This window comes from Arthrobacter sp. Ms25 (assembly GCF_059090365.1).
The window spans coordinates 1-26,882 of record NZ_JBNHFP010000002.1; the positions used below are offsets into that span (position 1 = coordinate 1).

Sequence of the window (26,882 nt, forward strand, 5' to 3'; positions counted from 1 at the left end):
CCGCCGGACAATATTTGTGTAGAGGGTCAGGTCCCGCACCATTGGTGCGGGACCTGACCTGTTTAACCGGGGCATGCCCAGGGCCGGGCCGGGGGATTCATGCCGCCGGCGGGGGATTCATGCCGCCGGCGGGGGCGGGTGCCCGGCGTGCCCGGACCCACGGCCCGCAGGGCCGCTACCCGATAGGCTGGATCGTATGAGTTCCTCCCTGTTTTCCCACGCAGCCGAACCGGATCCGGATGAAACGACGCCCGGCCACGGCGGGTCCGTGCCCGACGTCGTTGTAGTCCGGCAGGTTCCCCGCGAGGCGGAGGAAGCCTTCAACGGGTTCGCCGACTATCTCCACCTATGGTGGCCGGAGGACCTGACAGATTTCGGTGAAGGGACCCACGCTGAGTTTGAAGGCGGAGTCCTGACCGAGACCGGTCCCGACGGCGACACCGCGGTATGGGCGACGGTACGTACCCGGGAACCGGACACGTTGCTGGAACTGGACTGGGTGGCGGGCCAGGATCCGCGGGTCCCCACCGATGTGCGCGTGGAGTTCACTGCCGTCGGTGACGGGTGCACGCTGGTCACCCTGCGCCACTCGGGCCTCGTACGGCTCGCTGACGCAGCCGAGCACTATAGCCGTCTCCAGAATGAATGGACACTGATCCTGGACCGCTACGCGCGCTTTATGGGGGCGCGGTAGTCTGCTGGCATGTCCCTGAATGCCGTGCACGGTCTCACCCTCGAGGGTCCCGGCCGGGTGGTCGAAACCTCGCCTGAGGTTCTTGCCGCCTTTGCCACCGACCAAGGCCCCGTACTGTCCTATGCACAGCCACGGGCGGTCGTATGGCCGACAAGTGTCCGCGGGGTCCAGGACGTGCTGCGCTGGGCAACGGCCACGGGTACCGCCGTCGTACCCCGGGGCGCCGGGACCGGAGTTTCCGGAGGCGCGCACGCGACAGATGGCTGCGTCGTCCTCTGCCTGGACCGCATGAACCGCATTCTGGAGCTTAACGCCCAGGACGAGGTCGCCGTCGTCGAGCCCGGGGTGATCAACGGCGATCTGAACGCGGCGGCAGCGCCCCACGGACTGATGTACGCCCCGGACCCGGCCAGTTACCGGACCTCGACGATCGGCGGGAACGTGGCTACCAACGCCGGCGGCCTTCGCTGTGCCAAATACGGCGTAACCCGCGACTCGGTCCTGGCCCTCGACGTCGTCCTGGCAGACGGGTCGCTGATCAGCACCGGGCAGCGCACCTTCAAGGGCGTGGCCGGGTACGACCTCACCGGTCTCTTCACCGGGTCGGAGGGGACATTGGGCATCATCGTCGGCATCACTGTACGGCTGCGGTACCTGCCGGTCGCCACACGGACCGTTGCGGCCTTCTTCCCCGATTTCGCGACGGCGGCCGCCGGCGTCCTTGCCGTCGGCGCGGCACGCGTGCAACCGGCCATTATGGAGCTGCTCGACGGCGCGACCCTCAGCGCACTGGACGACGCCCACGGCAGCGTCCTCCGCACGCGCGGCAACTCCCTGCTGCTCGTCCAGACGGACGGTTTCGGGGCCGACGCCGAAGCCGGCGCCGTACGACGCGTCCTTGCGGAACTGGGCGGAACCGTGAGTACGGCGGATGCCGCGGACGCCGAACGGCTGCTGGAGCTGCGTCGGCACAGCCGCGGCGACGCGACCGCGGATCAGGTCCGGGTGGGGGAGGACGTCGCCGTCCCCCGCTCCGCGCTCGTTCGGTACGTCGCCGAGCTCGAACGGATGGCGGCACACCACCGGGTCAACCTCAAGGTGGTGGCCCATGCCGGGGACGGCAACCTGCACCCCACCTTCTGGGTGCAGGCTGACGACGACGGCGGCCTCCGCGAGAGGCTGGATGCCGCACTGGATGAGTCCATCACCGTGGCCCTCGCCCTGGGCGGAACGATCACCGGAGAGCACGGCATCGGACAGTTCAAGCTGCGCTGGCTGCCGCAGGAGCAGCAGTCAGAGGTGCTGGAGCTGCAGCGCCGGGTCAAGGCCGTGTTCGACCCGGCCGGCATCCTCAATCCCGGAAAGGGCATACCCGACGGCGGGCAGTCCTAGTCCAGGCGCAGCCAGACCGTGCGGTTGGGCCGCAGCCGGTTCCCCTCGAGCGCATCGGGAGAGCTCCCCAGCAGCAGCGGCAGGTCCGGCAACTGCACGGGCTCCTCTCCCATGTTCATGGCTACCAGGATGTTGTTGTTCACGAAGGCGACCAGCCCGCCGTCGTCGTGTTCCGGCCACCAGGCCAGGGAACCGTTCCCCAGGTTCAGTTGCCGGCGCAGTGCCAAAGCGCTGCGGTAGAGATGCAGGGTCGAGTCGGGATTGCGCTGTTCGATGTCGCGCGAATGCCTGCCCCAGATCGGCGGCTGCGGCAGCCAGCTCTCGCCTGTCGAGCTGAAACCGTAACTGGGGAGGTTTGCCTTCCACGGCAGGGGCACCCGGTTCCCGTCCCGGCCCACCCGGACTCCTCCGGTGCGGTGGAACGTGGGATCCTGGCGGAACTCGTCCGGAAGCATCGTGTGGTCCGGCAGTCCCAGCTCCTCGCCCTGGTACAGATAGACGCCGCCGGGCAGTGCGAGCATCAACAAGGTCGCGGCGCGGGCGCGGGCCAGGCCCAGTTCGAGGTCGGGTTGTTCGTCCCGCGGTCCCAGGCCGTCACCGCTGCGCGGACCCGCCCCGGTGAGGCCGAAACGGCTGGTGTGGCGGACGACGTCGTGGTTGGACAGCACCCACGTGGTCGGTGCTCCTACCTTGTCGAAGGCACGCAGGGAGGACTCGATGACCTCCCGCAGGGCGCCGGCATTCCACGGGTGGTGCAGGTAGGCAAAGTTGAAGGTCTGGTGCATCTCATCGGGACGGACCCAGTCGCTGAGCCGTTCCAGCGGATCGATGGTCGCTTCGGCGCAGAGCACCCGGTCCCCGTCGTAGGAGTCCAGGATCTTCCGCCAGGACCGGAAGATCTCGTGGATCCCGGGCTGGCCGAACATGGGGGCCGCTTCGCCGGGGAAACCTTCGGAGGAGGATCCGTCGGCGCGCCCGCCCCAGTCCGGCAGCCCGGATTTCTTGATCAGCGCGTGCGCGACGTCCACGCGGAAACCGCCGACGCCGCGGTCGAGCCAGAAGCGCAGGATCTTTTCGAATTCGGCGTGCACGGCGGGGGAATCCCAGTTGAAGTCCGGCTGGGAGGTGTCGAAGAGGTGCAGGTACCACTGTCCGGGGGTGCCGTCGGGTTCGGTAATCCGGGTCCAGGCAGGGCCGCCGAAGTGTGACTGCCAGTTGTTCGGCGGGTTTTGTCCGTTTTCGCCGGTGCCGTCACGGAAGATGAACAGGTCCCGGGCTTCGGAACCGGCGGGGGAGGCCAGGGCCGCCTGGAAGAGGGGGTGCTGGTCCGAGCAGTGGTTCGGGACCAGGTCCACGATGATGCGGATGTCGTGGCGGGACGCTTCGGCCACGAGGACGTCAAAGTCATCAAGGGTGCCGAAGAGCGGGTCCACCGAGCAGTAGTCGGCAACGTCGTAGCCGGCGTCCTTCTGCGGAGAGCGGTAGAACGGGGAGAGCCAAAGGGCGTCGATATCCAGTTCCGCCAGGGCCGGGATTTCGGCAGTGATGCCCTGCAGGTCCCCGATGCCGTCACCGCGCAGGTCGCGGAACGAACGGGGATAGATCTGGTAGATCACTGAAGACCGCCACCACTCACGACCGGCCGCCGGCTCGTGGACAGGGACCACGTGCAGCCGTTTTTTGGGGGAATCGGTCGCCAATTGTTCAACCATTCGAGGCGTCATCCTTTGCGCAGAACTCTTGAGCTTACAGTTCCATTTAACGGCTCCGGGCATGGCGCACGTGCCTTGCAGCCGCCAACACCACATGAGATGTTCCTCACGCTGCGGGGGTCCGGCTGAAGCTTTTTCCGGAGCGATGGAACCCGCTGCCAAGGGTGTATAGGATTGGCGTAGGTCACATGACTTGCGTAGTTGATCGATCAAGCGTCCCGACCACGCTCACCACTACATCTTCAGGGGGAATATCCGCGTGTCAGACAATCGACCAGAATGGCAGCCCGGGACAGACTCGGCCGCCGGCAACGAAAACGCTTCGGACAGCAGTCAGTACGCGGCTCCTGCCCCCTCCGGCGGCGCCCAGGAGGAAAAGGACAGCACTGCCTATCCGTCCTACGGTCAGCAGGACTCCAACCCCTACGCTCAGCAGGACTCCAACCCCTATGCCCAGCAGCCGTCTGCGCCCGCCTACGGGCAGCAGTCCAGCTACCCGGGCTACGGCCAGGAAGGATCGGCGTACAGCCAGCCTGCGGCCTACCCTGCCTACGGACAGGACGGCTATTCCCAGCCTCAGGCGAACCCCGGACAGGCCATGGGTATTGCCGGCCTCATCACGTCCTTCTTCTTCTCCGTGGTGGGACTGGTCCTGAGCATCGTGGGGCTGAACCAGTCCCGCAAGGCAGGCATGGGCAACGTTCCCGCTGTCATCGGCATCATTGTCGGCGGGCTGGGCACCCTCCTCGGGGTCATTTTCTTCATCTTCATCATGATTGCGATCGCGGCCGAGAGCGGCTCCAGCTACTGACCGCTTCTGCGTCCTCTCCCGAGGAGCCCCGGCCTCAGGCCGGGGCTCCTCCTGCATCCAGGATCTCCATGGTCCGGGTATCGGTGCTGAGCAGGATCGCGGCTTCGTCGCGGCGGTGGCGAAGGATGTTGTCCATGTAGGACTGCACCGCCTCCGCCATGGGCACGTTGCGGTTGGCGTTTTCGGACATGTACCAACGGTGCTCCAGGACTTCGTGCACCACTTCGGCTGCTTCCAGCTTGCTGTCCAGGTCCCTGGGAACGGCTTTGACGATGGGTTCGAAGATCTGCGTCACCCACAGATGTGCGCTGAGTTCTTCGTCGAGTTCGGGATGATTGGTCACCCGGTAGGAGTCCAGGTCATTGAGGAGGCGCCGGGCCTGGTTCTCCTGGGCATCGATTCCGGTGAGGCGCAGCAAACGGCGCTGGTGATGTCCGGCGTCGACCACCTTGGGCTGCAGCTGGACCTGCGTTCCGTCGGGGGTCGTGGTAATGGAAAGTTCGTCGACGTCGAACCCCAGGTCATTCAGGCGCCGGATCCGTGCGTCCACCCGCCAGCGGTCCGCCATGCCGAAGGACTCCCGTTCGGTCAGCTCCGCCCAAAGCCGGCGGTAGCTGTCCATGATCCGTTCGCTGGTGGCCAGCGGATCCACGGATTCCTCGACCAGGCCGCCTTCGGCCAGATCCATCAGCTCTCCGGCGATATTCACGCGCGCAATTTCCAGATCGTATTCGCGCTGGCCGTTGGAGAGCTCCGGGTACAGCTCACCGGTTTCCGCGTCCACGAGGTAGGCGGCGAACGCGCCGGCATCCCGGCGGAAGAGAGTGTTGGACAGGGAGACGTCCCCCCAGTAGAAGCCGGCCAGATGAAGGCGCACCAGCAACAGCGCCTGCGCATCGATCAGGCGGGTCAGGGTGACTTCACGCAGCGTCTGGGAGAAGACGGCACGGTAGGGAAGGGAGAACCGCAGGTGCCGGGTGACCAGCACGGGCTGCAGCTCCTCGCCCGCCGGATCCATGCGCCCGGTGATGACTGCCACCGGAGCCACCGCGGGAACATTCAGGCGGCGGAGCTTGCGCAGCATGTGGTATTCCTGCCGCGCAACATGCTCGCTCGTTTCCTTGATGGCAATCAGCGAGTCACCCAGCCGGGCGAAGCGGACAACATGGCGGGAGATGCCGCGGGGCAGCGCTGCGAGATTCTCCTTGGGCCATTCCTCCAGCGGAATGTGCCATGGAAGGTCCAGCAGGGCCGGGTCCATGGAAGCAGCCGTGATGTTCAGCGACCCCAGGGTATTGATCCGGGCGGTCGAAGAGCGCGTGGTGCGGGGTAGCTTGCCGGTCTGTTCCCAGTCCGTGGGTTCGTTCTGCCAGTGGGCAGGTACGGCGTCTGTCATAGGCGATAGCCCTTACATCTCAAGCATGCTTTAACGAAAAATACGGCGGCTCCCCACCTCAGAGTTTAGTTGAGCAGGGGAGCCGCCGCATGTCGGTTCGGGGTTATGCCTGTTCGGCGAGCCTGTCGCCGCTGGAGGTGTCGAACAGGTGCACGTGGCCCTTCTGCGGACGGACGTGGAGCGTATCGCCCTTCAGCGGCGGCCGCCGTCCGTCGACGCGGACCACAATGTCGTGGTCCTTGCCGTCGATGGTGCTGTGGCCGTAAACGTAGGCGTCTGCCCCCAACTCCTCAACCACGTCCACTTCCACGCGCAGACCTTCGCCTTCGGGCACGGTTTCCAGGTCTTCGGGACGGACTCCCAGCGTCACGGTGTTGCCCGCGGCAGCGCCCAGCACCGAACTCTCCACGGGGTAGACGGAACCGCCAAAGGCGACACCGCCGTCCACTACGGGAAGTTCGAGCAGGTTCATGGCCGGGGAACCGATGAAGCCTGCCACGAAGACATTCCGGGGGTGGTCGTACAGGTTCCGCGGGGTGTCGACCTGCTGCAGGATGCCGTCCTTCAGCACCGCCACGCGGTCACCCATGGTCATGGCTTCGACCTGGTCGTGGGTGACGTACACGGTGGTGACGCCGAGGCGGCGCGTCAGCGAGGCGATCTGGGTGCGGGTCTGCACGCGCAACTTGGCATCGAGGTTGGAGAGCGGTTCATCCATCAGGAAGACCTGCGGGTTACGCACAATCGCCCGTCCCATGGCGACGCGCTGGCGCTGGCCGCCGGAAAGCGCCTTGGGCTTGCGGTCCAGGAAATCTTCAAGGTCCAGCAGTTTCGCCGCCTCACGGACGCGCTCCATCCGCTCTTCCTTGCCGACGCCGGCGATCTTCAGGGCAAAGCCCATGTTGTCCGCGACGGACATGTGCGGGTACAGCGCATAGTTCTGGAAGACCATGGCGATGTCGCGGTCCTTGGGGGGAACGTCGGTGACGTCGCGGTCACCGATGAGGATCCGCCCGGAGTTGACGTCTTCGAGCCCTGCGAGCATCCGCAGCGAGGTGGATTTTCCGCAGCCCGAGGGGCCGACGAGAACCAGGAATTCGCCGTCGGCGATTTCGAGGCTGAGGTTGTCCACCGCGGGGCGCTCGGTCCCCGGGTAGAGGCGTGTTGCCTGGTCAAACGTAACCGTTGCCATGGTATTTCCCTTCACGGGCAGGTACGTGCCCGACGATCCGTTGTGAATGGAGAGCTATTGAGTTGGAGGAGCTGCAGGACAGGTCAGCTTCGACCTGTGACGTGGCTCACGGGGACAGTATTGCACACCTCGGCCGGAGCGGACGCCCGGCAGCTGCGCGCCGGTTACGCGGCAACTGCTGCGGTCCGCAGCCGGGCGAGTTCGGCGAGCACCGCGGCGAACGCCTCGGGGGAAGCGACCCGGTAGGCGGCAGCGGTGTTCCCGTCGCCGACCTTGATTCCGACGTCGCCGGGTTCCAGGGCCGCGAAACCCCGTTCGTCGGTGACATCGTCTCCGGCGAAGAGCACCGCCGTCGCGCCGGTCAGCTTCCGAAGGGCACGGATGCCCTCGCCCTTGTTGGTGGAAACCACGGACGCCTCCAGGACGGACTTGCCGTCGGTGACGTGCACGCCGTCGAGCTGGCCGAGTTCCTGCCGCGCATCCTCCGTGGCAGCCGCTGCGGCTGCATCGGACACGCTGCGGGTGTGGAGGACGACGCCGGCGGGTTTGTCTTCCAGCCGGCAGCCCGGGTGCCGGGTAATGACGGATTCCACGGCCGTCCGTGCGCGGGCCAGGAGCTGGGCCTGTTCGGCGGTCAGCTGCAGCGGTTCCTGGTTGGGACCTGTCCAGGTTTCGGCGCCGTGGCTGCCGATGAGCAGAGTTTCCGGCTCCGGGGCGGCAACGGTACGCAGGCTTTCCAGCGCGCGGCCGGATATAAAGGCGGTGACCGTGTCCGGCAGGCCGGCCAGGGTACGCACGGCAGCCGCCGAACCGTCCAGCGGACGGGCATCCTCGGCCCGTTCCACCAGGGGGGCAAGGGTGCCGTCGAAGTCCAGGGCAACCAGCAGTGTGCCCGTGCCGGCCAGAGACTCAAGTGCTGCCTGCAGTCCGGCGTCCGGTCCAGTCATGACTGTTCCTGGTCCTGGTCCCGGGACTGTTCCCGGCCCTGGTCCTGGGCGAGGGCTTCCAGGAAGTTGCGGGACCAGCGTTCGACGTCGTTCTGCAGCACGTGCCGGCGCATCAGGCGCATCCGGCGGCTGGCTTCGCGGGTAGGCATGTTCACGGCGGTGAGGATGGCGGCCTTCAGCCCGTCAATGTCGTGCGGGTTGACGAGGACTGCCTGACGCAGCTGGTCCGCGGCGCCGGTGAACTCGGAGAGCACCAGGGTCCCGGTGTTGCCGGTGCGGGCGGCCACGTATTCCTTCGCGACGAGGTTCATGCCGTCGCGCAGTGCGGTGACGAGCATGACATCGGCGGCCAGGTAGAGTGCGACCATTTCCTCCACCGGATAGCTGTGGTGGAGGTAGCGCAGCGCGGTGTTGGAGATGGTGTCGAAGGTGCCGCTGATCCGGCCGACGGTGCCTTCCACTTCTTCGCGCAGCAGCCGGTACTGTTCCACGCGCTCGCGGGAGGGGCTGGCCACCTGGATCATGGCGGCGTTCTCGACCGTGATCCTGCCGTCCTCCAGGAGTTCCCCGTAGGCCTTGAGCCGGTGGCTGATGCCCTTGGTGTAATCCAGCCGGTCCACGCCCAGCAGCACCGTGTCCGGGTTGCCCAGTTCCCGGCGGATCTGCTTGGAGCGTTCAATAACGTCCTCGCGCTGGGCCAGCTCGGCGATTTGGGCTGCATCGATGGAGATGGGGAACGCTTCGGCGCGGGAGACGTAGGACAGGCCGTCTTCGGTGGTGACGTTCACCTGCTGCTGCCGGATGGTGTATCCGGCGAAACGGCGCACGCAGCGCAGGAAGTTGTTGGCGTCGGAGGGGCGCTGGAACCCGATCAGGTCCGCGCCGAGGAGGCCTTCGATGATGTTCCGGCGCCACGGCAGCTGCGCGAAGATTTCCAGCGGCGGGAACGGAATGTGGTTGAAGAAGCCGATCTTCAGGTCGGGGCGGGCCTGGCGCAGCAGCTGGGGGACCAGCTGCAGCTGGTAGTCCTGGACCCAGACCGTGGCGCCCTTGGCAGCCACTGAGGCGGCGGCATCGGCGAACCGGCGGTTGACGGTGCGGTACGCATCCCACCAGGTGCGGTGGAACTCCGGGGTGGCGATCACATCGTGGTAGAGCGGCCACAGCGTCGCGTTGGAGAAGCCCTCATAATAGAGTTCGACTTCGTCGGTGCTCAGCGGCACCGGCTTGAGGTGCATGTTGTCGTGGTCGAAAGGCTCCAGCTCTTCGTTAGGGGAGCCGGGCCAGCCCACCCACGCGCCGTCGGCCTTCGCCATCACGGGGGCCAGCGCCGTGACCAGCCCGCCCGGTGAGCGCCGCCACGTTTCGCCGTCGGTCCCGCTGACCCGGTCAACGGGAAGCCGGTTGGACACGACGATGAAATCGAAATCACCGTAGGTATCCGCAGCCTGCTCCTTGGAACTCGGATCCGCGTCAGCGTTCACGAATGGCACCCCTTTGTTGATTGGCCGTATATTGCCACTCTAGCGAAGCGGTGAAACTTTGTACCGCCCGCGGACGTTGGTCCAACGGCGGCGGACGTCGTTCCGCCTACACTGGTGATGAGCTGAGAGGCCCCGGAAACGGTGCCGGCGTTGAGAGACATGAGGAATAATGACTGACCGGAACCCCAAGCCGACCAAGGCGGAGCGCACCGCCGCTGCCCGCGAGCAGGCGCGCGCACTGCGTGAGGCCCAGCAGAAGAAGGAGCGGCGCAACCGCCTCCTGGTGATCTGGGGCGTAGTGGTAGCCATTGTTGCGCTGATCACGATCGTGGCCGTGATTGTGTTCAGCAGCATGAACGACAAGGTGGCCAACGCAGGGCAGTCGCCCGCGAACGCCAACCAGTACGGCGGCTTCACCCTCACGTCCACCAGCGAGCTGGAACCAGCGGAGACGTTCGACTTCGATACAGAGACGCTGCCTGCCGCCCCGGAAGAGGCTGCGGAAGAGACACCGGTTCCGCCGGGCGTTGAGGCAGCAGAACCGGGCGAGCCTATCCAGGTGGTGGAATACGTGGACATCAACTGCGTGCACTGCGCCGACTTCGCCGCAACGTTCGACGATCAGATTGCCCAGTGGCTCGACGCCGGGGAGATCACCTACGAGTACCGCACGGTAGCGTTCCTGGACCGCAACTCGCCCACCAACTACTCCTCCCGCGGTGCCAACGCCGCCGCGTGCGTGGCGGCAGAGAGCCCCGAATCCTACTGGGACTTCATGAAGGCCATCTTCGCCCAGCACGCCTCCGGTGAAGTCAACAACGCCGGGCTGACGGACATGGCCAAGTCCGCGGGTGCGGACACCGAAGGAATGGAAGACTGCATCGACGACGGCACCTACCGTCCGTTCGTGAAGTACGCGGATCAGCTGGCCCGCGTGGACGGCATCAACGGCACCCCGACTGCCTACGTCAACGGCGCCGAAGCGGACCTGAACACCTTCGAGGAAACGGTTCAGTCGGCAATCGACGCGAACAAGTAAACCCCGGTCCGCGGAGCGCCCGCCCCCGTGAAACCTTCCCGGTTTCACGGGGGCGGGCGCTCTGGGCTAATCTTGTCTAGCGCTGTTGTTTCCACCGTTTTCTTCGGGCGGACGACGGCGGCGTTGCTGGCTTGGGCTTTTAGCCGGCCAGCTACGCCCCCTTAGCTCAGTTGGCCAGAGCACCTGTCTTGTAAACAGGGGGTCGCCGGTTCGAATCCGGCAGGGGGCTCCACCAAACCCCTTCTGATCAGGTCCGATCTGGAGGGGTTTTCTCATGCCACGAATAGAGGGCAACTACACGTTTACGACACGCTTTCAAACCGGGTCCCAACAGCCGAGGGCATGCCTGAACAACTCTTGACCCGCAAGGACGCAGCGGTCTGGCTCCAGGTGTCGCCCAAGACGCCGGCCAACTGGAGCTCGAAGGGTGGAACCAGCCGGGCGGCACCCGCACCTTCCAGCCGCTGGCGCCGGTGAGGCTGGACGCCATGGCCGCCGTTATGCACCGCTTCAACCAGAAGGGGTCTGAACTGGCTGGTAAAGGCGAAGCAGCATCACCTCCAAGTGCAAAGGAACCCTGGGTGCAGCGGCATCCGGGGTTCCTTTGCGTTGTGCCGGTCCGACAGGAATGAGCCCTGTGTTGCAGGACCGGACCGCTGCCGCACACACATAGGAGTCAACAGCTGTGGGAATGCAGTCGCCGTATTTGCTGACGCTCCTGCCGGATCTGCCGAAAGTTGCAAAGGCAGCCGCGATGGAGGCATCTGTTCTGAAGAGAGGTATCACCTACCTATGAAGTACACGAGAACCGGACCCGGGTCCGGGAGCGGACGCCTGGGGGCGGGAACCAAAGCAGCAGCTTCGATGCTCCTTGCCGTATCCCTGGCCTTCGGAGCCGGTGCAGCCGCACTGCCGGCAGCAGCAGCACCCGCGGACGCAGAAGCTACGGCAGCCTGGTCGGAACAGGAACAGCAGGTCATCGATGTCTTTAACGGCATCAACGACTTTCGAAAGTCCAAGGATCTTCCGGCGCTGCGCATCGGAATGAACGCTTCTGAAGTCGCCCAAGAGTGGTCCGTTCACATGGCCAAGACAGGGATGTTGGTCCACTCCACGAGCCACGCCCAGGACATGCGGATCGCCGACTGGTGGTCCGCCAGCGAAAACATTGCCAACACCTACGTGCGCAGCGGGAAGCAGCTCGTGAAGATGTGGATCGATTCACCGGGCCATAACGACAATATGAGCCGCCCCGGGGACAACGTCATCGGAGTCGGCGTCGCATCCGATACAAAGGGCAACATCTGGGGAACCACCACCTACTACCGGTACGCGCCGGTGGTGTCCAAGACCTATGCAACAGCCGAGGAATATCTGAGGGCCATCGCCGTGCCAGCGGTACCGGGAGCCGTGCCAGTCGTCCTGGGCACTCCGGCCTACCAGCAGCAGCTGAGCGTCAAACCCGCTGCCTGGCCCGCAGGAACATCCCTGAGCTATCAGTGGTGGGCAGGAACCCAGCGTCTGCAGGGAGAGACCGGTCCGACGTTGAACGTGCCCTCCGAGGCCACCAGGAAAAAGATATCCGTCGAGGTGACTGCGAAGGCGCCTGGGTATCGGGAAACCGCATTCTTCTCCGCACAGACTGAAATTGTTCCGGCAGCAGAAAAGGTCCAGTACACCAAGCCGCCGAAGGTCAACGGAACACCTGCCTGGGGTGAGACGCTCACCTTGGATCCCGGATCATGGGAGCCGGGCGCGACGCTGGCGTTCGAGTGGTCCACCGGGGAGACCGGCAGAACCCATGTTATTCAGCCGGGCGAAACCCTCGCTGCTGTCCACGTCACCGCTACGAAGCCGGGCAGGTACGACACCCGGTATAAAGCCACCCTCGAGATACCGGTGCCCAAGCTGACCTACTCGGTTAAGCCCTCCATCAAGGGCCTTCCGGCCGTGGGACAGTCCCTCGGTGCCGACCCCGGGGTGTGGAACGTCGAGCCGGCCATGAGGTATACGTGGCTGCGCAACGGCGTGGAGATTCCGGGGGCCGCCAATTACAGTTCCTACACGCTGAGCGAAAAGGACCTCGGAGCGGTGATTACCTTCTCCGCCGCAGCCAGCGCGGACCACTACGAGGACCGCACCGTTGTTTCGGACGCGACCGCGAAGATCGGACCCCGTCTGTGGTCGAAGAACCTCACCAAGCCGACCATCACCGGGAACCCCGTCGTCGGGAACCCGCTCGAAACCAACGGAGGCACCTGGGAAAAGGACGTCCTCGGGGTCGACTACCAGTGGCTTCGCGACGGCAAGCCTATCGCCGGTGAGCGGTCCAACTTCTACCACCTGACCGCGGCAGATGCCGGAAAGATGATCTCCGTCCAGGGGATCGGGATCCACGCCAACCCCGGGCACGGGCGGACAGTCGCCACCAGCAACGCAGTCAGCGTAAAGCCGGCACCTAAGCCGACACCCCCGCCCCGGAAAAAGTTCAAGGATGTGCCGGACGGAATGCAGTTCGCCAAGGAAATCAACTGGATGAACGACAAAGGCATCTCCAGCGGCTGGGCGGACAACACCTACCGCCCCCAGAACCTCGTTGCACGCGATGCCATGTCCGCGTTCATGTACAGGCTCGCCGATTCCCCGTCGTTCAACGCCCCGGCAGCCTCCCCGTATAGGGATGTCGTGAACAACCAGCAGTTCTACAAGGAAATGTCGTGGTTGGCCGCGACTAAGGTTTCCACGGGCTGGTCTGACGGCACCTACAGGCCGCTGAAGTCGGTGAACCGGGACGCCATGGCGGCGTTCATGTACCGTCTGGCCGGATCTCCGAAGTTCACACCGCCGGCGAAGTCCCCGTTCACGGATGTCGCAACGGGCGACGAGTTCTACAAGGAGATTTCCTGGCTTGCCTCCACCGGCATCTCCACAGGCTGGGATCAAGGTAACGGGAAGAAGGCATACCAGCCGTTGGCCCCGGTCAAACGGGATGCCATGGCGGCGTTCATGTACCGCTTTGACCAGAAGGGCTACACGCTTCCCAGCGCCAAGTAGAGCATGGAAAACCCCGGCCTGATGGCCGGGGTTTTCCATGTTCCAAGAGGTTGCTTGCTTAGAGAGTTTCCGACCCGATGATGTTCCACTGGCTATCCTGCACGGCCCAGCGTCCCTCCTCGAGGCCGACCTGAAGGGAGCGGTCGAGATACAACCTGGTTCGACGGCCGTCCGCCAGGGTGGCGGTAACATCTTCAGTGAAACTGACGACGACGGCGTGTGTCCCGTCGTTCCCGGGTGCGTCGAGGATGGAATGAACCAAGGGGACTGACCAGGTGCCCTTCTCGCCAAGCGGGATCGGCACAGCTTCGGACTGACCGGTCTGGCTGAACGTGATCCATACCTTCGCGTCCCTGTGTTCTGGCCAGGCGGCCATATCTTCTTCACTTGCTGCCGGACCGGTTTGTGCCATTTTCCCGGGGTGTAAAAGGTAATCAAAGGCCTCCGTTACCTCAGCACCGGTTGCCTCCCTCTCTTCGAGGCTGCCCAACGCGCGCTGTGCCTCCGGCAGGAACCGGCCCATGGCGGAAGGCGCGACGAAGCGCTCGATATCCCTCACCTGTCCCCGGCTGTTTTCGATTGTCCAACCGTTGAAGACGGTGTCGCGCTGGGCACCGACCCAGTCAACCTGCAAAGCAGTACGGACTGCATCGGTCAGGTCAATTCCGTCCTGGTCCGGCCCCAGCTCCAGATAGGTGGAGCTGCTGTAGGTGGTGTTCTGCTCCAGTGCCAAAGTGAAGGCCTGGCCGGAGACCAGTTCCTGGATCTCGGCGGTGCTGTAGCCGCTGGGCTCGTCTGGGACATTGTCCAGCGGATCGCCGGGAGCAGCGGTGGTAGGAACTGCGGCCGCAGGTCGGGCAGCAGGTACCGCAGGTGTAGAGGCTGCGCAGCCGGTGAGCCCGACGAGGGCCGCGCCGGCGGCGAGCAGGTGAAAGCGTGCAGAAAGCAAGGGGTCTCCTCTGGTGCCGAATGGCGGTAACTCGGGGGTTCGGCAGGGGGACGGAAACCCGAAATGGCAATTCAAGGGGACAATACACGGTTTTTGGCGCGAGCCGAGTGAGCAGGGATGGGCGGTCCCTTTTGGATGTGGCGGCGCGAACCTAAATGTCGCACGGGACCAGCGGAACTCCTGAGGCGGGAACCCACCCCAGCCGCCGCCTAAGATGTACAAGAAGAATCGGTATGTGTTGAAGGAGTCTCCCATGGTCATGCCCCGGAACCTGTTCCTTGTCCGTCACGGACAGAGTGAAGCTAACGTTATGCAGCGGGCGGCCAAGGCCGGGGATCCGAGCCTCTACACCGAAGAGACGATGACCGTCCCGGACCGTTCCTGGCGGTTGACCGACCTCGGGGTCCAGCAGGCCAAGGTTGCCGGTGCATGGATCGCCGAGCAGAATATCCAGTTCGACCGCGCCATGGTCTCCGTCTACACCCGGACCCGCGAAACCGCCGCGCACCTCGGACTGGACGTGCGGTGGGAGGAGAACCGGGTGATCCGGGAGCGGTCGTGGGGTGAAATCGGCTCCATGTCGAAGCAGGATTTCGCGGTGAAGTATTCGCAGAACGCGGCGTACCGGGACAGCGACCCGCTGTACTGGGCCCCGCCTGCAGGGGAGTCCATTGCCAACGTGGCCGAAAACCGGGTGCGGAATATCCTGAGCACCCTGCACCGCGAAAACGCGAGGGACAATGTCCTCCTGGTCACCCACGGGGAATTCATGTGGGCAACGCGGCTGGTGCTCGAGCGCTGGAGCGACGAAGAATTCCTGAAGCGGGATGACGACAAGGACCAGATGATCCACAACTGCACCGTCCTGCAGTACACCAGCACCGACCCGCATGACCGGAACAACGTCCGCGAAAAACTGAACTGGGTCCGCCGCTGCTGGCCCGTGCAGGTCGACGGCGAGTGGACCATGTTCGTGGGCGAGTGGGAAGAATTCGACCGGAAGCACTTCACCGGCAAGGAACTCCTGGAGCGGGCAGAGGCAAACCGGCACTTCCTTGAGGGGTCGTTCGGAAGCTGAGCGAATTTTCCCTGCATCTGCAATACTCGCCCTATGGGTGCATGGGGGACAGGCATATTCGACAATGACACGGCGGCGGACATTCGCGGGGAATACCGCGAACATCTCGAGAACCAGGTGAGCGACGAGGAAGCGACCCGCCTGGTCATCGAATCCTTCGGTTACTTGCTGCGGGAAGACAACGCGGCGGAGTTATGGGTGCCGCTCGCGGCAGCGCAGTTCCAGGTGGGACGGCTCGACGACGGCGTAAAAGCGGCCGCGCTTGATGCGATAGACCAAGGGAGCGGCCTGGACCTGTGGGAGGAAGCCGGCGAACTGGACGAACGTGTGGCGGACCTGGCGGAACTGCGGAACCAGCTCACCGGGCCGCAACCGGCCCGGGAGACGCTCCACCGGCAGTAGCGAGCCGGATAGGTCAGGGCCCACTGGCCCGCAGGCGGGCAGGATCTATGCCGAAAATCAATGCTGCCTAGGCCTCCGGAGGGGACCCGGCGAACCTCCGGCCGGACGCGTCCTGATGGGCCAGCCGGCGCAGGGCGAGCAGCAACGGTTCAACCAGGACCGTGCCGAGCACAACATAGCGCATCGCCTCGGCCGAACTGTCCAGCGGCACCCGCTCCAGTTCGCGGTCCGCGACAGCCCGCATCGCCTGCCCGTACATGTCCATGAAGCCGGATGGCGGCTCAAACCCGGCGTCCTCCAAACCCTGCAGTGCCTGCTCCAGCCGGGACCGGGCATCGTGGTCCTCCGGATCCACCTGCCAGCCCCAGGCTTCCAGCAACGCGTCGGCCCGAGGATGCTGCTGCTCGCTTTCCCGGGTGGCATTAACGGCATGGTGAGCCGCGCCCAGAAGCTCATGGGCTGACTCCGGCGGTTTCTCCAGTTCCTGCAGGACCTTGCCGGTCGCAGCGACCGAGAGCCCGCCGGGGCCGAGAAGGGCCCGGACCAGCCGCAGCCTGGCGACGTGGCCGTCGTCGTACTCCGCCTGCCGCGGCGCCGTGCGCCTGCCCTCGTGGAGCAGGCCGGACCGCAGGTAGTACTTGATGGTGGCGACCGGGACGCCGGTTGTGGCGGACAGTTCGGAAATACGCATCGAGACCCCCTTGTGCTGGATAGTTCAGCTCTCTAGCTTGGATACTACAACTATCCAGTCGCTGGAGGGAGCCGTCATGGCTCGTAGTGGATCAACCCGTCTTACGGCCCAACACCACGGGCCGCTCGTCCTGTTCCTCATCGGCATGAGGATTCGCCGGCCGTGGCGTCCGGACCATTGGCTGCAGGCCTTTGCCGCCATGCCCCGGATGCTCGCGGAACTGTCTGCGGACCCTGACTCGGGGATGCTGGGATACCGGATCACCCTGGGATCCGGCGGTCCCTTGGTGGTGCAGTATTGGAAGTCCTCCGAAGAACTGTTGGCCTATGCCAGCCAGCCGGACGCGGAGCACCGTCCGGCCTGGGCCGCCTTCAACCGGATCGCCCGCAAGGCTCCGAACAGTGTCGGTATCTGGCATGAGACCTACGTTGTGGACCGGGCGGAGTCGATCTACGTCGGCATGCCTCCCGCGGGGCTTGCCAAGGCCACCGGCGCCCGGCCGTTGGGCCAGCACAGCCGGGCGGCGGAGCGGCTGCGGACTGCCGGAGGCTCCTAGCCGCCGCAGGGGTGTATCGGCCCTGCAAATGGACTACGGCATCCAACCAAACGTGTACCCCACGTTGATGCCGGGCTGCGGACCCGGGCCGGCCGGACCAAAATCCGCGCCGTCGGCATCGCCGGAGTCGTCTCCACCTGCGCCCAGCAGGCTTCGGGTCAGCGCCTCTCCCTGGCCCAACAGTTCCTTCACCGCAGCGGCCAGATGGGAATCGCCGGGTTTCTCGCCGGCATCCACTGCCCGCAGCACGGCGCGGCGCACCAACTCCCGGGCAAAGGACGCTGTCGCGCCCTCGCACTGCTCTGCCGCCGCCTGCAATGCGGCAGCAGAGAACACCCCGGCAGGAGCATAGAGTTCCAGCAGCCGGACCCGGTTCCCGATGCCGGGCAGCGGGATCTGCACGGCCAGGTCCACCCGTCCGGGACGCTGCACCAGTGCACGTTCCAGGGCCTCGGCACGGTTGGTCGTCATGAGGAACACGACGTCGGCGTCGGCATCCAAGCCGTCCAGTGCGTCCAGGACTTCAAAGAGCAGCGGCTGCGGGCCGTTGCCCATGTTCCGGTCCTCAGCCACCAGGTCAATGTCCTCGAGGATCACCATGGACGGCGCCATGGCCCGGGCCAGCCGCGCGGCCTCTTGCACCAGATGCAGCGAGTTCCCGGCCAGCAGCACCGCCGTCGTGCCTTCGCTGGCACTGAGCAGGTGACGGACGGTGTGGGTCTTTCCGGTGCCGGGAGGTCCGTAAAGCAGGACGCCGCGTTTCAGGTGCTGCCCGTGCTCCCGCAGCACCTCCCGGTTTGCCGCGATACCGAGCACGTGGCGCCGCACCCGGTCGAGTACCTCACCCGGCAGGATCACTTCCTCCGCAGGCAGCGACGGGCGGGCGAGGAACGTGACGCCGGCACCCTGCTGGCCGTACGGATCGAAGGCGAAGGAGACCACCTGGCCGCGCAGGATGCTGTGGGTGCGCAGTTCCTCCTGCAGCTCGGTCAGGAAGCCCACCGCCGCTTCACGGTTCCGGCCGAGCACCGCCACGTCCGCTCCGGAGCGCCCGTACTGCGGGTTGGCTGCGCGCTGCAGCACGGCAACCGGGGTGCCTTCATACGCGAACAACCGCAGCCCCAGGGCCACTACCTCGCGGGTGCTCTCCGGCCCGACGGCGAGGTTCACGAAATCGGGTTGGCCGGTCCCTACGGGTCCGTACCCTTCCTGCACGATGTCCGTCAGGGACTGGTGCTGGCGCTGCTGCCCGCCGCCCACCCCGATAAGCCGGGCCGCCGGATCCCGCCCTGCAATCTTCTCCACGGCGATGTCGAGGTCCGCGAACCGGTGGACCGGGATCTCCTGCGACACGATGGGCACGTCGACTGCAGCCACCCCGATATGCTCCGTCAGCACATCAACGATGCGTTCCCTGCCGTCGTTCTGCGCCAGATGCTCCCGGGAGAGCTCGATGGCCCGGTTGAAGTTGCTAAGGAATTCCCCCAGTTTCTCGTCCATGCGGGCAGAGCCTAGCATCGGCGCAAAAAGGCGGCGCCTCCCACACGGGTGGCGCCGCCTGCACTTTTGTTGCAGAGGTGGTTAGAAGCCCTGGGTGAGCTTCGTGGGACGGGGCTGGTCAGCGCGCCATGTCCGCCAGCGCAGAGTAGGAGGACTGGGCGCCCTCACGGGTGGCTGCCAGCGCACCTGCACGGGCGGCGAATTCCGCGGCCTGGACCAGTGAATCGCCGGCGGCAAGCCGGGCGGCCGTGCCCGCGGTGAATGCGTCGCCGCACCCGGTGGTGTCTACCGCGGTCACCCGGGTGGGGGCAATGGCAACAACGCGGTCCGCGCCGGCAGCGGTGCCGTCCAGTACGACGGCGCCCTCCCCGCCGAGGGTGATGATGGTGCGGCTAACCCCCAGGCGGGCCAGGGCCGCGATGACCCGTTCCCAGTCCGACGCCGGATCGGTCAGGCCCGTCATCAACGCCGCTTCGTGGGCGTTGAGCAGCAGCACATGGGTCAGGGCCAGCAGCTCGGCCGGAACCTCCCGGTACGGCGAGAGGTTCAGCAGCACCTGCGCACCGGCGTCGTGCCCCGCCCGCGCCGCGGCGGTGACCGCTTCCAGCGGCACCTCCAGGCTCAGGCAAAGCACCGCCGCGTCGTCGAACAGATCCGCCGGAAGTTCGGCGCCGGTGACCGTGCCGTTGGCGCCGGGGGAGACGATGATGGTGTTCTCTCCGGAAGCATCCACCACGATCATGGCCGTGCCCGTCGCGGTGCCGGTGCGCCGGAGGACACGGGAGGCATCCACGCCCGCACCGGCAGCCGCCTTCAGCAGCAGGTCCCCGTGCCCGTCGGCACCCACGGCGCCGAAGAGCCGCACGTCGGCACCCAGCAGGGCAGCGGCGGCGGCCTGATTGGCGCTTTTACCGCCGGGGACAATGACCAGTTCCGAGCCGTTCAGGGTTTCCCCGGGGGAGGGGAAGCGGTCGGTGCGGACGGTCAGGTCGGCATTAAGCGAGCCGACAACTACTACTTTTCCGGCGGACATGCAGGGATTCTCCTTGGGTGGCGTGAAGGGTCAGCGGTGGTCGGTCTCGGCCGGTACGGCGTCAACCTCTGCATCGGCGGGCCGGGGGATGAGGAAGGACGTGGCCAGGGCCAGTGCCAGGATGACCAGACCGGCAATGATACCGCCGTAGTACCCGGTGAACCCGGCGCCGTCGGCCGGAGTGACCGCGGTCTTCACCGCGTAGATCACCGCGAAGCTCAGCCCCGCACCCAGGTTGAAGGCGCCGGCGTTGAGGCCGGGCAGGAACCCGGGGTTCTCCTTCGGGGAAAGGACAATGCCCAGGCCGTTGAGCATGATGTTGCTGATGCCGGCGTAGGTGATGCCGATCAGCACGGACACGCCCAGCAGTCCCAGCCGCGAATCGCTGCCGACCACCAGGAGCATCAGGGCCAGGGTGATGACGGAACCGACCAGGCCGATCCGCAGCACCTTGCCGTAGCCCCAGCTGGCGGCCAGGCGCCCTGCAAGGGGGCCAAGGAGCAGCCCGGCAATGGCATAGGGGGTCAGGGTCCACCAGGCGGACTCCTCGGCGCCCATGCCGAAACCGACGCTGCCGTCCTGTGCCAGGGCCGGGATGATGCCGTTGATCACGGCGAAAACGCCGGTCATGGTCAGCAACGTGGTCAGCAGCAGGGCCCAGGTGGACCGCTGCTTCAGCAGATAGGTCGCCACGAGCGGCTGCTCGGTCCGGTTTTCCACCTTCCAGAACGCCGCGAACGCAGCCACGCCGACGACGATCAGGACCAGGATGAGCAGCCAGTTGGCGTCCGCCAGCTTGCCCGCCTCGTTGAAGGCGGTCAGCAGGGTGCCCACCGAGATGACCAGGGGAACAACGCCCACCCAGTCCATCTTTTCCTTCTTCTCGGCAAGGGACTCGGGGGCCAGGAAGAAGAGCAGCGCAGTGGCGACGGCACCGACAATGGCCATGGCCCAGAAGACGGAGGCGAAGCCGTGGTTTTCCGCAAGGTAGCCGCCGGCAACGGCGTCGACCCCGGCGATCCCGCCGTTCACCGCAGTGATGACGCCCATCAGGGTGCCGTACAGCTTGGGGTCGCGGATTTCCACCCGCAGCATGATCAGCGTCAGCGGGACCACGGGGCCCGAAACGCCCTGGATCAGGCGGGCGATAAAGAGGACTTCGATGCTCGGCGCCAGGGCCGCAACCACGGAGCCGATGGTGAGGACCACGAGCATCCCGGTCAGGACCTTCTTGCGTCCGATGATATCGCCGAGCCGGGGCAGGAACAGGGAGAACAGTGCTGCCGCAGTGAAGAACGCGGTCTGCGTCAGGCCCACGGCTGCCGAAGTGGTGTCCAGTTCCTCCTCGATCTTCACCAGCGCCGGGGAGAGCATGGAGGCGTTGAGCTGGAACGCCACGCAGGCAGCCAGCAGCGCGGTCATCAGTGCGCCGACGTTGACCCGTCGGCGGGTGGTTTCACTCACAGTTTCACCTCGACTTTCGCTCCGGCGTCGGCCGCCGGATCACCGGTGGTTTCAGCCGGCTTGGGGATCAGGAAGGACGAAGCCAGGGCCAGGCCCAGGATGACCACGCCGGCAATGATGCCGCCGTAGTACCCTTCGGTTCCGGACCCGTCCGTCACCGTGGTGGCGGTTTTGGCGGCGTAAATCACGGCGAAGCTCAGCCCGGCGCCCAGGTTGAAGGCACCGGCGTTGAGGCCGGGAAGGAAACCGGGGTTTTCCTTCGGCGAGTGCAGAACACCCAGCCCGCTGAGCATGACATTGCCGATGCCTGCGTAGGTGATGCCCGCCAGGATGGACACGGTCAGCAGCCCCGCCCGTGAATCGCTGCCGACCACGGGGAGCATGAGTGCCAGGGTGGCAACAGTGCCGATGGTGCCGATCCGCAGCACCTTGGCGTAGCCCCAGCTGCCGGCCAACCGGCCGGCAAACGGACCGATGATCAGGCCGGCGATGGCGTAGGGGGTGATGGTCCACCAGGCTGATTCCTCGGCGCCCATGCCGAAACCAACGGCGCCGTCCTGCGCCAGGGCGGGAATAAGGCCGTTCATGACGGCGAAGATGCCGGTCATGGTCAGCACGGTGGTCAGCAGCAGGGCCCACGTGGAGCGCCGCTTCAGGAGATACGTGGCGATCAGCGGCTGCTTGGTCCGGTTTTCCACCTTCCAGAAGACCATGAACGCGACGACGGCGACGGCGATCAGGCCAAGAACCAGCGGCCAGTTCGCCTCCGCCAGCTTGCCGGCCTCGTTGAAGGCTGTCAGCAGGGTGCCCACCGAGATGACCAGGGGGACCACGCCCACCCAGTCCATCTTTTCCTTCTTTTCGGCCCGGGATTCCGGGATGACGGCAATGACGAGGGCGGCAGCAATGACGCCGACGACGGCCATGGACCAGAAGATCGACGCGAACCCGTGGTTCTGCGCCAGATAGCCGCCGGCAATGGCATCCACGCCGGCGATACCGCCGTTGACCGCGGCAATGACGCCCATCAGGGTGCCGTACTTCCTGGGGTCGCGGACTTCCACGCGCAGCATGATCATGGACAGTGCCACGGTCGGGCCGGAAACACCTTGGATCAGGCGGGCCAGGAAGAGGACCTCGACGCTGGGCGCCAGGGCAGCGATCACGGAACCGAGGGTGAGCACCACCAGCATCCCACCGAGGACCTTCTTGCGGCCGATGATGTCGCCGAGCCGGGGCAGGAACAGGGAGAACAGCGCTGCGGCGGTGAAGAACGCGGTCTGCGTCAGGGCTACGGCAGCCGAGGTGGTGTTCAGTTCCTGTTCGATGGTGAACAGGGCGGGGGAAAGCATGGAGGCGTTGAGCTGGAACGCCACGCAGGCGGCCAGCAGCGCGGACATAAGTGCGCCGACGCTTACGCGGCGGCGGGCGGTCTCACTCACAGGTCGACCTCGCCAATGCGCTGCAGGGCGTCCACAACGAGGTCCCAGAATTTCCCGTGGTCAAGGTCAACGGCCACGGAGGTATTGCAGTCCGCGGGGGCCGGCGCACGGAAGTCGGCCACCGTCATGCCCAGCGTCAGGGTGCCGGTGAGTTCCACGTCCAGCGGCACGCGCCGGGTGGTCATGACGGAAGGATCGATGACGTAGGCCACGGCGCAGGGGTCATGTACCGGCGGGAAATCGAAGCCCTGGGCGTCCTTGTATGCTTCCCCGAAGAACTCGAGCAGCTCGCCGACAAACCGGGCCGGCTTGGTGCCGACGGCGGCTATGCGCTCCGCGACTTCGTCCGTGGCCAGTGCCTGGTGCGTGAGGTCGAGGCCGACCATGGTCAGCGGCCACTTCTCGTTGAAGACGATGTGTGCGGCTTCGGGGTCGATCTTGATGTTGAACTCGGCCACGGCGGACCAATTGCCCACGTGGTAGCCGCCGCCCATGAGGACCACTTCCTTGACCCGCTCGGCGATGCGCGGTTCCTTGCGCACGGCCATGGCGATGTTGGTCAAGCCGGCGGTGGGAACAAGGGTGACGGTGTTCGGCTCGTGCGCCATGACCGTGTCGATAATCAGGTCCACGGCGTGGCGGGGATCCAGCTCCAGCGTCGGTTCGGGAAGCTCGGGGCCGTCCATGCCGGAATCGCCGTGGATGTCCGGGGCGTTCTCGATGGTGCGGACCAGGGGCCGGTCACAGCCGGCGGCGAAGGGAATGCCTGTGATATTTGCGACACGGGCAATTGCCAGTGCGTTGCGTGTCACCTTCTCCAGGGTCTGGTTTCCGACCACAGTGGTCACCGCCAGAAGGTCGATCTCCGGGCTGCCGTGTGCCAGCAGCAGGGCGACCGCATCATCATGCCCGGGATCGCAATCCAGGATGATTTTGTGGGGCATTACGTCTCCGCTTCGTTGAGGTTCTAGCTCCGGGACCGCAGTTCCGGCATTGCGGCACCCGGTTCCGGTACTCCTGCAGCGGTCCGCAGCGGTGTGGACATGGGGGAGCGCCTGCCTGGCACCGGAATTAACGATATCGACGTATTGCGGACCGCTCCGCCGGGGCTCCTGCCGGGCACCGGGCGGAACGCCGTCCCGATTTGCCATCTGCCTGCCCGGAAATTATCCTGTCGGCCCCTCTTTTGCCGTCGGGCACGGCCCCGGGACGCTGCCTTCCTTCCAGCATGACCGAACAGGCCCGGGCACGACCAGACGGCACCAAGAATCGGGGTGCCGGTGCGGCTTATTGGCGGAGGTCGCTGCTTCCGGTCGGAGGGATGGCGGCAGCCCCGACCCGGAGGGGGCAGGGCTGCCGCAGGCACTTCCGGTTGCCTACCAGCGGACCTTTCGCTCCCGCGGGCCCTGCTTAGTGTTCGGGTGCGTGGGCTTGTGGTCCTTTCCCAGGCTCTGCCAGCCGGGCAGGGCACTCTCGGGAGCGGACTGCCGGGCTCCCGCCTTGCCGAGCCGGGCCTGGGCTGCCGGAGCAACGCGGATTGCGGCCGGGGGAAGATCGGGCTGCAGGGGCAGGGGTTTTTTCTCTTTCGGTGCACGCATGGTGTCTCCTATGGCTTGGAGCCGGTGAGAACGTGCTCGGGTGCGTCCGGGCATGCATCGGCACGCCGGTTCTACGGGCAGGGGCTGCGGCAGACGGACGACTCGGAGGCAGTGCCTCAACAAGCTCTACTGGGTGCTGGTCTGCGGTGGTTCGGAGCGCCAGTGCGCTACTCGAATATCAGTTGTCCCATGCCGATGACCATAACAGCGCGCCCTGCCGCGGGGTAGCCCCCTGGGCTAAAACGCCGTGCACGACGGCGGCGGCACCGTGGAAGGGGGCCGCCGTCGTGGAGGGAAGTGACGTGCCGGTCAGAACGTCAGCACTATCCGGCCGCGCACACCGCCGGCCTCGAGCCGCCGGTGTGCCTCGGCAGCCCGCTCGGCAGGGAGGACATCGGCAATCCGCGGGCTGAGCAGGTCCGCTTCGGCCAAGGCCCGCAGCCGGTCCAGTTTTGCGCCGGAGGAGTATTCCTCGCCCACCTGGATCGGGTGGACCTCGATGCCGCGGCCGGGAGTCCCGTTCCATCCGCGGTAGGTGGCAAACCCGCCGCCGTCGCGCACCGCACCGGCAGCCAGTTCATTCATTACCGCTGCGTCCGCCACCGCGTCGACGCCGTCCGGGAACAGCTCGCGGATCCGGCCGGCAACGTCATCGCCGCGTCCCACCACGTGGTCCGCCCCCAGTGCCGCCACCAGGGTTGCGTCCTGCTCGGAAGCGTCGGCAACCACGGTCAGGCCGGCCTCTTTGGCCAGCTGGATCAGATAGTTGCCTAGTGTGCCGGCCGCGCCGGTAACCGCCAGCACGGAGCCTGGGGGTAGATCCAGCTTCTCCAGGGTCTGCACCGCGGTGAGGCCGTTCATCGGCAGGGTGGCGGCGGCCTCCAGGCCGATGCCGGCCGGGATGCGGGCGATGGAGTCCGACGGCGCCACCAGATACTCCGTGTAGGCACCCCGCCGCGGGGCCCGCGGCAGTGCCAGGGCCATCACTTCGTCGCCCACCTGCCAACTCGCGCCGTCGCCGACCTCGTCCACCACTCCGGCGGCGTCCATGCCCGGAATATAGGGCGGCTCCAGCCCGCCCATATCCTGCGCGCCGGAGCGCAGCACGGTGTCGGTGGGGCTGACGGCGGCCGCCCGCACCCTGATGCGGACTTCACCGGGGCCGGCGTGGGGCTCGGGGACGTCGAGGGTTTCCAGGACTTCGGGGCCGCCGAAGGTGCGGATGCCGACAATCTTCATCGCTGAAACTCCCCTTACTTCTGCAGCGGGGCGGCGGGGCCCGGAATGATGCGCCGTTCGGCCAGGCGGTCGAAGAGTTCCAGGAACCGGTCTTCCGAGTCCAGGCAGTCGGCAAAGCCTGCCTGCCGGGCCTTGATGGTGGAGGAGACGTTGTCGAACTCGGAGCGGAAAATGAAATCGGCGAATTCCCAGCGGACCAAGTCCTCGTAGGGGATCTGCTCGAGGCCATACCTCTCGCTCATCTGCTCCCAGAGGGCACGGTACTGCGGCATCGCGTCCGTGAGCGGCACCGGCTGCGGCTCCGCGTACTCCATGCCGAAATACCTGGCGAAGGCCGGCCACAGCTGCCGCCAGCGGAATTGGTCCCCGTTGGTGATGTTGAAGATTTCCCCCGCTGCAGTGGGCTCCGAGCCCGCCCAGACGGCGGCGCGGGCCAGCAGTTCGGCGTCGGTGACCTGGTAGAGGGCGTCGTAGGCGGCCACCGTGCCGGGGAAGCGCAGCGGCTGGCCCAGCTCCTTGCTGATGCTTGCGTAGACAGCGATGGCCATCAGCAGGTTCATCGGGTTGCCCGTGGCGTAGCCGATCACGCCCTCGGGGCGCAGCACGCTCAGCGTGAAGCCGCGCTCGGCTGCGACCTCGCGGAGCAGGTCCTCCTGGTCGTAATAGAAATTGGGCTGGATCAGGCGCGGATCCCGTTCCTTGGCCGGAGCGTTGAAGTAGCCCAAATGCGCACCGTAGGCCTTGCCGCCCTGGTAGAGGGTCACATGGCGCAGCGGTGCCCCAGCGGCGTGCAGACCGTCCAAGGTGTGGCGCAGCAGCGCCGTGTTGACCTCGGACAGTTCCGCCGACGTCGGGCGCTCAATGTAGGCGCCGAACACCAGATGCGTGGTGTCGGACGCCGCGGCCAGGCCCTCACGGGCCTTATCTGCATCGAGCAGGTCCACCGACAGGTGCTCCCAGCCGGCACCCGGGACCGGCCGGCGGCTGGCGCCCCGGACCTTCCAGCCGCGGCGGGCGTACTCGTCCGCGGCGTGGCGGCCGATGACGCCTCCGGCGCCGGCCACGAGCACGACGCCGGTGTCCCGGGTGTGGTGCTGCGCTGCGGTTCGGGCCTGGTCCTGTTCAACGATGCCGGGCGTCGGATTGCTGCCGGCGTGTGATTCGGCGGCTGGTTCCGGGGTGGTTTCCATGGGATCTCCTGTTGATTCC

Annotated in this window: 24 protein-coding genes and 1 tRNA gene; 10 read left to right on the plus strand and 15 right to left on the minus strand. The window is 66.1% G+C overall.

The genetic code is table 11. From position 1 onward, the window contains the following. The first annotated feature begins 196 nt into the window (after positions 1–196). Both AC5RT8_RS04655 and AC5RT8_RS04660 read left to right on the plus strand, forming a co-directional pair. Positions 197–694 (plus strand): SRPBCC domain-containing protein, encoded by a 498-nt coding sequence (locus AC5RT8_RS04655; RefSeq protein ID WP_494094544.1) that lies wholly within the window; start codon positions 197–199, stop codon positions 692–694. A gap of 9 nt (positions 695–703) precedes the next feature. Beyond that, on the plus strand, positions 704–2,086 hold the full coding sequence (locus AC5RT8_RS04660) for an FAD-binding oxidoreductase (protein ID WP_494094545.1): 1,383 nt from the start codon (positions 704–706) through the stop codon (positions 2,084–2,086). Here AC5RT8_RS04660 and AC5RT8_RS04665 read toward each other — a convergent pair. Continuing rightward, a complete protein-coding gene (locus AC5RT8_RS04665; protein ID WP_494094546.1) occupies positions 2,083–3,798 on the minus strand; it encodes a glycoside hydrolase family 13 protein in 1,716 nt (571 codons plus the stop codon). The two genes, AC5RT8_RS04660 and AC5RT8_RS04665, sit on opposite strands and share 4 nt — an antisense overlap. A 259-nt stretch (positions 3,799–4,057) precedes the next feature. Here AC5RT8_RS04665 and AC5RT8_RS04670 point away from each other — a divergent pair, with 259 nt between their 5' ends. Continuing rightward, positions 4,058–4,609 (plus strand): DUF4190 domain-containing protein, encoded by a 552-nt coding sequence (locus AC5RT8_RS04670; protein ID WP_494094547.1) that lies wholly within the window; start codon positions 4,058–4,060, stop codon positions 4,607–4,609. A 34-nt stretch (positions 4,610–4,643) separates the two neighbouring features. Here the strand turns inward: AC5RT8_RS04670 and AC5RT8_RS04675 are convergent, their stop codons facing one another. The 4 genes from AC5RT8_RS04675 to AC5RT8_RS04690 all read right to left on the minus strand — a co-directional run bounded on the left by AC5RT8_RS04675 (position 4,644) and on the right by AC5RT8_RS04690 (position 9,628). Further along, positions 4,644–6,005, minus strand: coding sequence for a DUF4032 domain-containing protein (locus AC5RT8_RS04675; RefSeq protein WP_494094548.1), 1,362 nt, complete (start codon positions 6,003–6,005; stop codon positions 4,644–4,646). 103 nt (positions 6,006–6,108) lie between these two features. Next, a complete protein-coding gene (locus tag AC5RT8_RS04680; protein WP_494094549.1) occupies positions 6,109–7,197 on the minus strand; it encodes an ABC transporter ATP-binding protein in 1,089 nt (362 codons plus the stop codon). Between the two features lie 164 nt (positions 7,198–7,361). Beyond that, a complete protein-coding gene (gene otsB, locus AC5RT8_RS04685) occupies positions 7,362–8,144 on the minus strand; it encodes a trehalose-phosphatase (protein WP_494094550.1) in 783 nt (260 codons plus the stop codon). Next, the gene (locus AC5RT8_RS04690; RefSeq protein ID WP_494094551.1) at positions 8,141–9,628 is read right to left on the minus strand and encodes an alpha,alpha-trehalose-phosphate synthase (UDP-forming); all 1,488 of its coding nucleotides are present in this window, start codon (positions 9,626–9,628) and stop codon (positions 8,141–8,143) included. The genes otsB and AC5RT8_RS04690 overlap by 4 nt, the downstream gene beginning before the upstream one ends. A gap of 169 nt (positions 9,629–9,797) precedes the next feature. Between AC5RT8_RS04690 and AC5RT8_RS04695 the strand changes: the two genes are divergently transcribed. The 4 genes from AC5RT8_RS04695 to AC5RT8_RS04710 all read left to right on the plus strand — a co-directional run bounded on the left by AC5RT8_RS04695 (position 9,798) and on the right by AC5RT8_RS04710 (position 13,721). Then, complete coding sequence (locus AC5RT8_RS04695) at positions 9,798–10,667, plus strand: DsbA family protein (RefSeq protein ID WP_494094552.1); 870 nt, start codon at positions 9,798–9,800, stop codon at positions 10,665–10,667. Positions 10,668–10,822: 155 nt separating this feature from the next. Then, positions 10,823–10,899, plus strand: a tRNA-Thr gene (locus tag AC5RT8_RS04700). A 110-nt stretch (positions 10,900–11,009) separates the two neighbouring features. Continuing rightward, the gene (locus AC5RT8_RS04705) at positions 11,010–11,144 is read left to right on the plus strand and encodes a hypothetical protein (RefSeq protein ID WP_494094553.1); all 135 of its coding nucleotides are present in this window, start codon (positions 11,010–11,012) and stop codon (positions 11,142–11,144) included. A 315-nt stretch (positions 11,145–11,459) separates the two neighbouring features. Beyond that, entirely contained in the window at positions 11,460–13,721 is a 2,262-nt protein-coding gene (locus AC5RT8_RS04710) for an S-layer homology domain-containing protein (RefSeq protein WP_494094554.1), read from the plus strand. Positions 13,722–13,779: 58 nt separating this feature from the next. On the opposite strand, the gene AC5RT8_RS04715 is transcribed toward AC5RT8_RS04710, so the two are convergent. After that, entirely contained in the window at positions 13,780–14,670 is an 891-nt protein-coding gene (locus AC5RT8_RS04715) for a hypothetical protein (protein WP_494094555.1), read from the minus strand. 253 nt (positions 14,671–14,923) lie between these two features. On the opposite strand from AC5RT8_RS04715, the gene AC5RT8_RS04720 reads away from it, so the two are divergent. Beyond that, positions 14,924–15,748, plus strand: coding sequence for a histidine phosphatase family protein (locus AC5RT8_RS04720; RefSeq protein WP_494094556.1), 825 nt, complete (start codon positions 14,924–14,926; stop codon positions 15,746–15,748). Positions 15,749–15,781: 33 nt separating this feature from the next. Further along, a complete protein-coding gene (locus AC5RT8_RS04725; RefSeq protein WP_494094557.1) occupies positions 15,782–16,150 on the plus strand; it encodes a DUF4259 domain-containing protein in 369 nt (122 codons plus the stop codon). Positions 16,151–16,217: 67 nt separating this feature from the next. On the opposite strand, the gene AC5RT8_RS04730 is transcribed toward AC5RT8_RS04725, so the two are convergent. Next, on the minus strand, positions 16,218–16,841 hold the full coding sequence (locus tag AC5RT8_RS04730; protein ID WP_494094558.1) for a MerR family transcriptional regulator: 624 nt from the start codon (positions 16,839–16,841) through the stop codon (positions 16,218–16,220). A gap of 37 nt (positions 16,842–16,878) precedes the next feature. On the opposite strand from AC5RT8_RS04730, the gene AC5RT8_RS04735 reads away from it, so the two are divergent. After that, the gene (locus AC5RT8_RS04735) at positions 16,879–17,397 is read left to right on the plus strand and encodes a DUF4188 domain-containing protein (RefSeq protein ID WP_494094559.1); all 519 of its coding nucleotides are present in this window, start codon (positions 16,879–16,881) and stop codon (positions 17,395–17,397) included. A gap of 33 nt (positions 17,398–17,430) precedes the next feature. On the opposite strand, the gene AC5RT8_RS04740 is transcribed toward AC5RT8_RS04735, so the two are convergent. The 8 genes from AC5RT8_RS04740 to AC5RT8_RS04775 all read right to left on the minus strand — a co-directional run bounded on the left by AC5RT8_RS04740 (position 17,431) and on the right by AC5RT8_RS04775 (position 26,863). Next, positions 17,431–18,897 (minus strand): AAA family ATPase, encoded by a 1,467-nt coding sequence (locus tag AC5RT8_RS04740; protein ID WP_494094560.1) that lies wholly within the window; start codon positions 18,895–18,897, stop codon positions 17,431–17,433. A gap of 118 nt (positions 18,898–19,015) precedes the next feature. Then, positions 19,016–19,930: a ribokinase gene (locus AC5RT8_RS04745; protein ID WP_494094561.1), complete on the minus strand. Its 915-nt coding sequence runs from the start codon at positions 19,928–19,930 to the stop codon at positions 19,016–19,018. Between the two features lie 30 nt (positions 19,931–19,960). Further along, the gene (gene uriT / locus AC5RT8_RS04750) at positions 19,961–21,394 is read right to left on the minus strand and encodes a uridine transporter UriT (protein ID WP_494094562.1); all 1,434 of its coding nucleotides are present in this window, start codon (positions 21,392–21,394) and stop codon (positions 19,961–19,963) included. Further along, positions 21,391–22,836: a uridine transporter UriT gene (gene uriT, locus AC5RT8_RS04755; RefSeq protein WP_494094563.1), complete on the minus strand. Its 1,446-nt coding sequence runs from the start codon at positions 22,834–22,836 to the stop codon at positions 21,391–21,393. Before uriT (AC5RT8_RS04755) ends, uriT (AC5RT8_RS04750) begins: the two co-directional genes overlap by 4 nt. Continuing rightward, positions 22,833–23,780, minus strand: coding sequence for a uridine-preferring nucleoside hydrolase UriH (uriH, locus tag AC5RT8_RS04760; protein WP_494094564.1), 948 nt, complete (start codon positions 23,778–23,780; stop codon positions 22,833–22,835). The genes uriT (AC5RT8_RS04755) and uriH overlap by 4 nt, the downstream gene beginning before the upstream one ends. Before the next feature lie 432 nt (positions 23,781–24,212). Next, positions 24,213–24,434 (minus strand): hypothetical protein, encoded by a 222-nt coding sequence (locus tag AC5RT8_RS04765; protein ID WP_494094565.1) that lies wholly within the window; start codon positions 24,432–24,434, stop codon positions 24,213–24,215. 309 nt (positions 24,435–24,743) lie between these two features. Further along, positions 24,744–25,673, minus strand: a complete 930-nt coding sequence (locus AC5RT8_RS04770) for an NADP-dependent oxidoreductase (protein WP_494094566.1) — start codon at positions 25,671–25,673, stop codon at positions 24,744–24,746. A 14-nt stretch (positions 25,674–25,687) separates the two neighbouring features. After that, positions 25,688–26,863, minus strand: coding sequence for an SDR family oxidoreductase (locus tag AC5RT8_RS04775; protein WP_494094567.1), 1,176 nt, complete (start codon positions 26,861–26,863; stop codon positions 25,688–25,690). Positions 26,864–26,882 lie beyond the last annotated feature (19 nt).

Bases quoted from the DNA above. Each gene is read 5' to 3' on its own strand.
- AC5RT8_RS04725 (WP_494094557.1), top strand. From the start codon at position 15,782: ATGGGTGCATGGGGGACAGGCATATTCGACAATGACACGGCGGCGGAC.
- AC5RT8_RS04660 (WP_494094545.1), top strand. From the start codon at position 704: ATGTCCCTGAATGCCGTGCACGGTCTCACCCTCGAGGGTCCCGGCCGG.
- AC5RT8_RS04680 (WP_494094549.1), bottom strand. From the start codon at position 7,197: ATGGCAACGGTTACGTTTGACCAGGCAACACGCCTCTACCCGGGGACC.
- AC5RT8_RS04720 (WP_494094556.1), top strand. From the start codon at position 14,924: ATGGTCATGCCCCGGAACCTGTTCCTTGTCCGTCACGGACAGAGTGAA.
- AC5RT8_RS04710 (WP_494094554.1), top strand. From the start codon at position 11,460: ATGAAGTACACGAGAACCGGACCCGGGTCCGGGAGCGGACGCCTGGGG.
- AC5RT8_RS04745 (WP_494094561.1), bottom strand. From the start codon at position 19,930: ATGTCCGCCGGAAAAGTAGTAGTTGTCGGCTCGCTTAATGCCGACCTG.
- uriH (WP_494094564.1), bottom strand. From the start codon at position 23,780: ATGCCCCACAAAATCATCCTGGATTGCGATCCCGGGCATGATGATGCG.
- AC5RT8_RS04770 (WP_494094566.1), bottom strand. From the start codon at position 25,673: ATGAAGATTGTCGGCATCCGCACCTTCGGCGGCCCCGAAGTCCTGGAA.
- AC5RT8_RS04695 (WP_494094552.1), top strand. From the start codon at position 9,798: ATGACTGACCGGAACCCCAAGCCGACCAAGGCGGAGCGCACCGCCGCT.
- AC5RT8_RS04705 (WP_494094553.1), top strand. From the start codon at position 11,010: ATGCCTGAACAACTCTTGACCCGCAAGGACGCAGCGGTCTGGCTCCAG.
- AC5RT8_RS04765 (WP_494094565.1), bottom strand. From the start codon at position 24,434: ATGCGTGCACCGAAAGAGAAAAAACCCCTGCCCCTGCAGCCCGATCTT.
- AC5RT8_RS04730 (WP_494094558.1), bottom strand. From the start codon at position 16,841: ATGCGTATTTCCGAACTGTCCGCCACAACCGGCGTCCCGGTCGCCACC.
- AC5RT8_RS04665 (WP_494094546.1), bottom strand. From the start codon at position 3,798: ATGGTTGAACAATTGGCGACCGATTCCCCCAAAAAACGGCTGCACGTG.
- AC5RT8_RS04675 (WP_494094548.1), bottom strand. From the start codon at position 6,005: ATGACAGACGCCGTACCTGCCCACTGGCAGAACGAACCCACGGACTGG.
- otsB (WP_494094550.1), bottom strand. From the start codon at position 8,144: ATGACTGGACCGGACGCCGGACTGCAGGCAGCACTTGAGTCTCTGGCC.
- AC5RT8_RS04655 (WP_494094544.1), top strand. From the start codon at position 197: ATGAGTTCCTCCCTGTTTTCCCACGCAGCCGAACCGGATCCGGATGAA.
- AC5RT8_RS04740 (WP_494094560.1), bottom strand. From the start codon at position 18,897: ATGGACGAGAAACTGGGGGAATTCCTTAGCAACTTCAACCGGGCCATC.
- AC5RT8_RS04775 (WP_494094567.1), bottom strand. From the start codon at position 26,863: ATGGAAACCACCCCGGAACCAGCCGCCGAATCACACGCCGGCAGCAAT.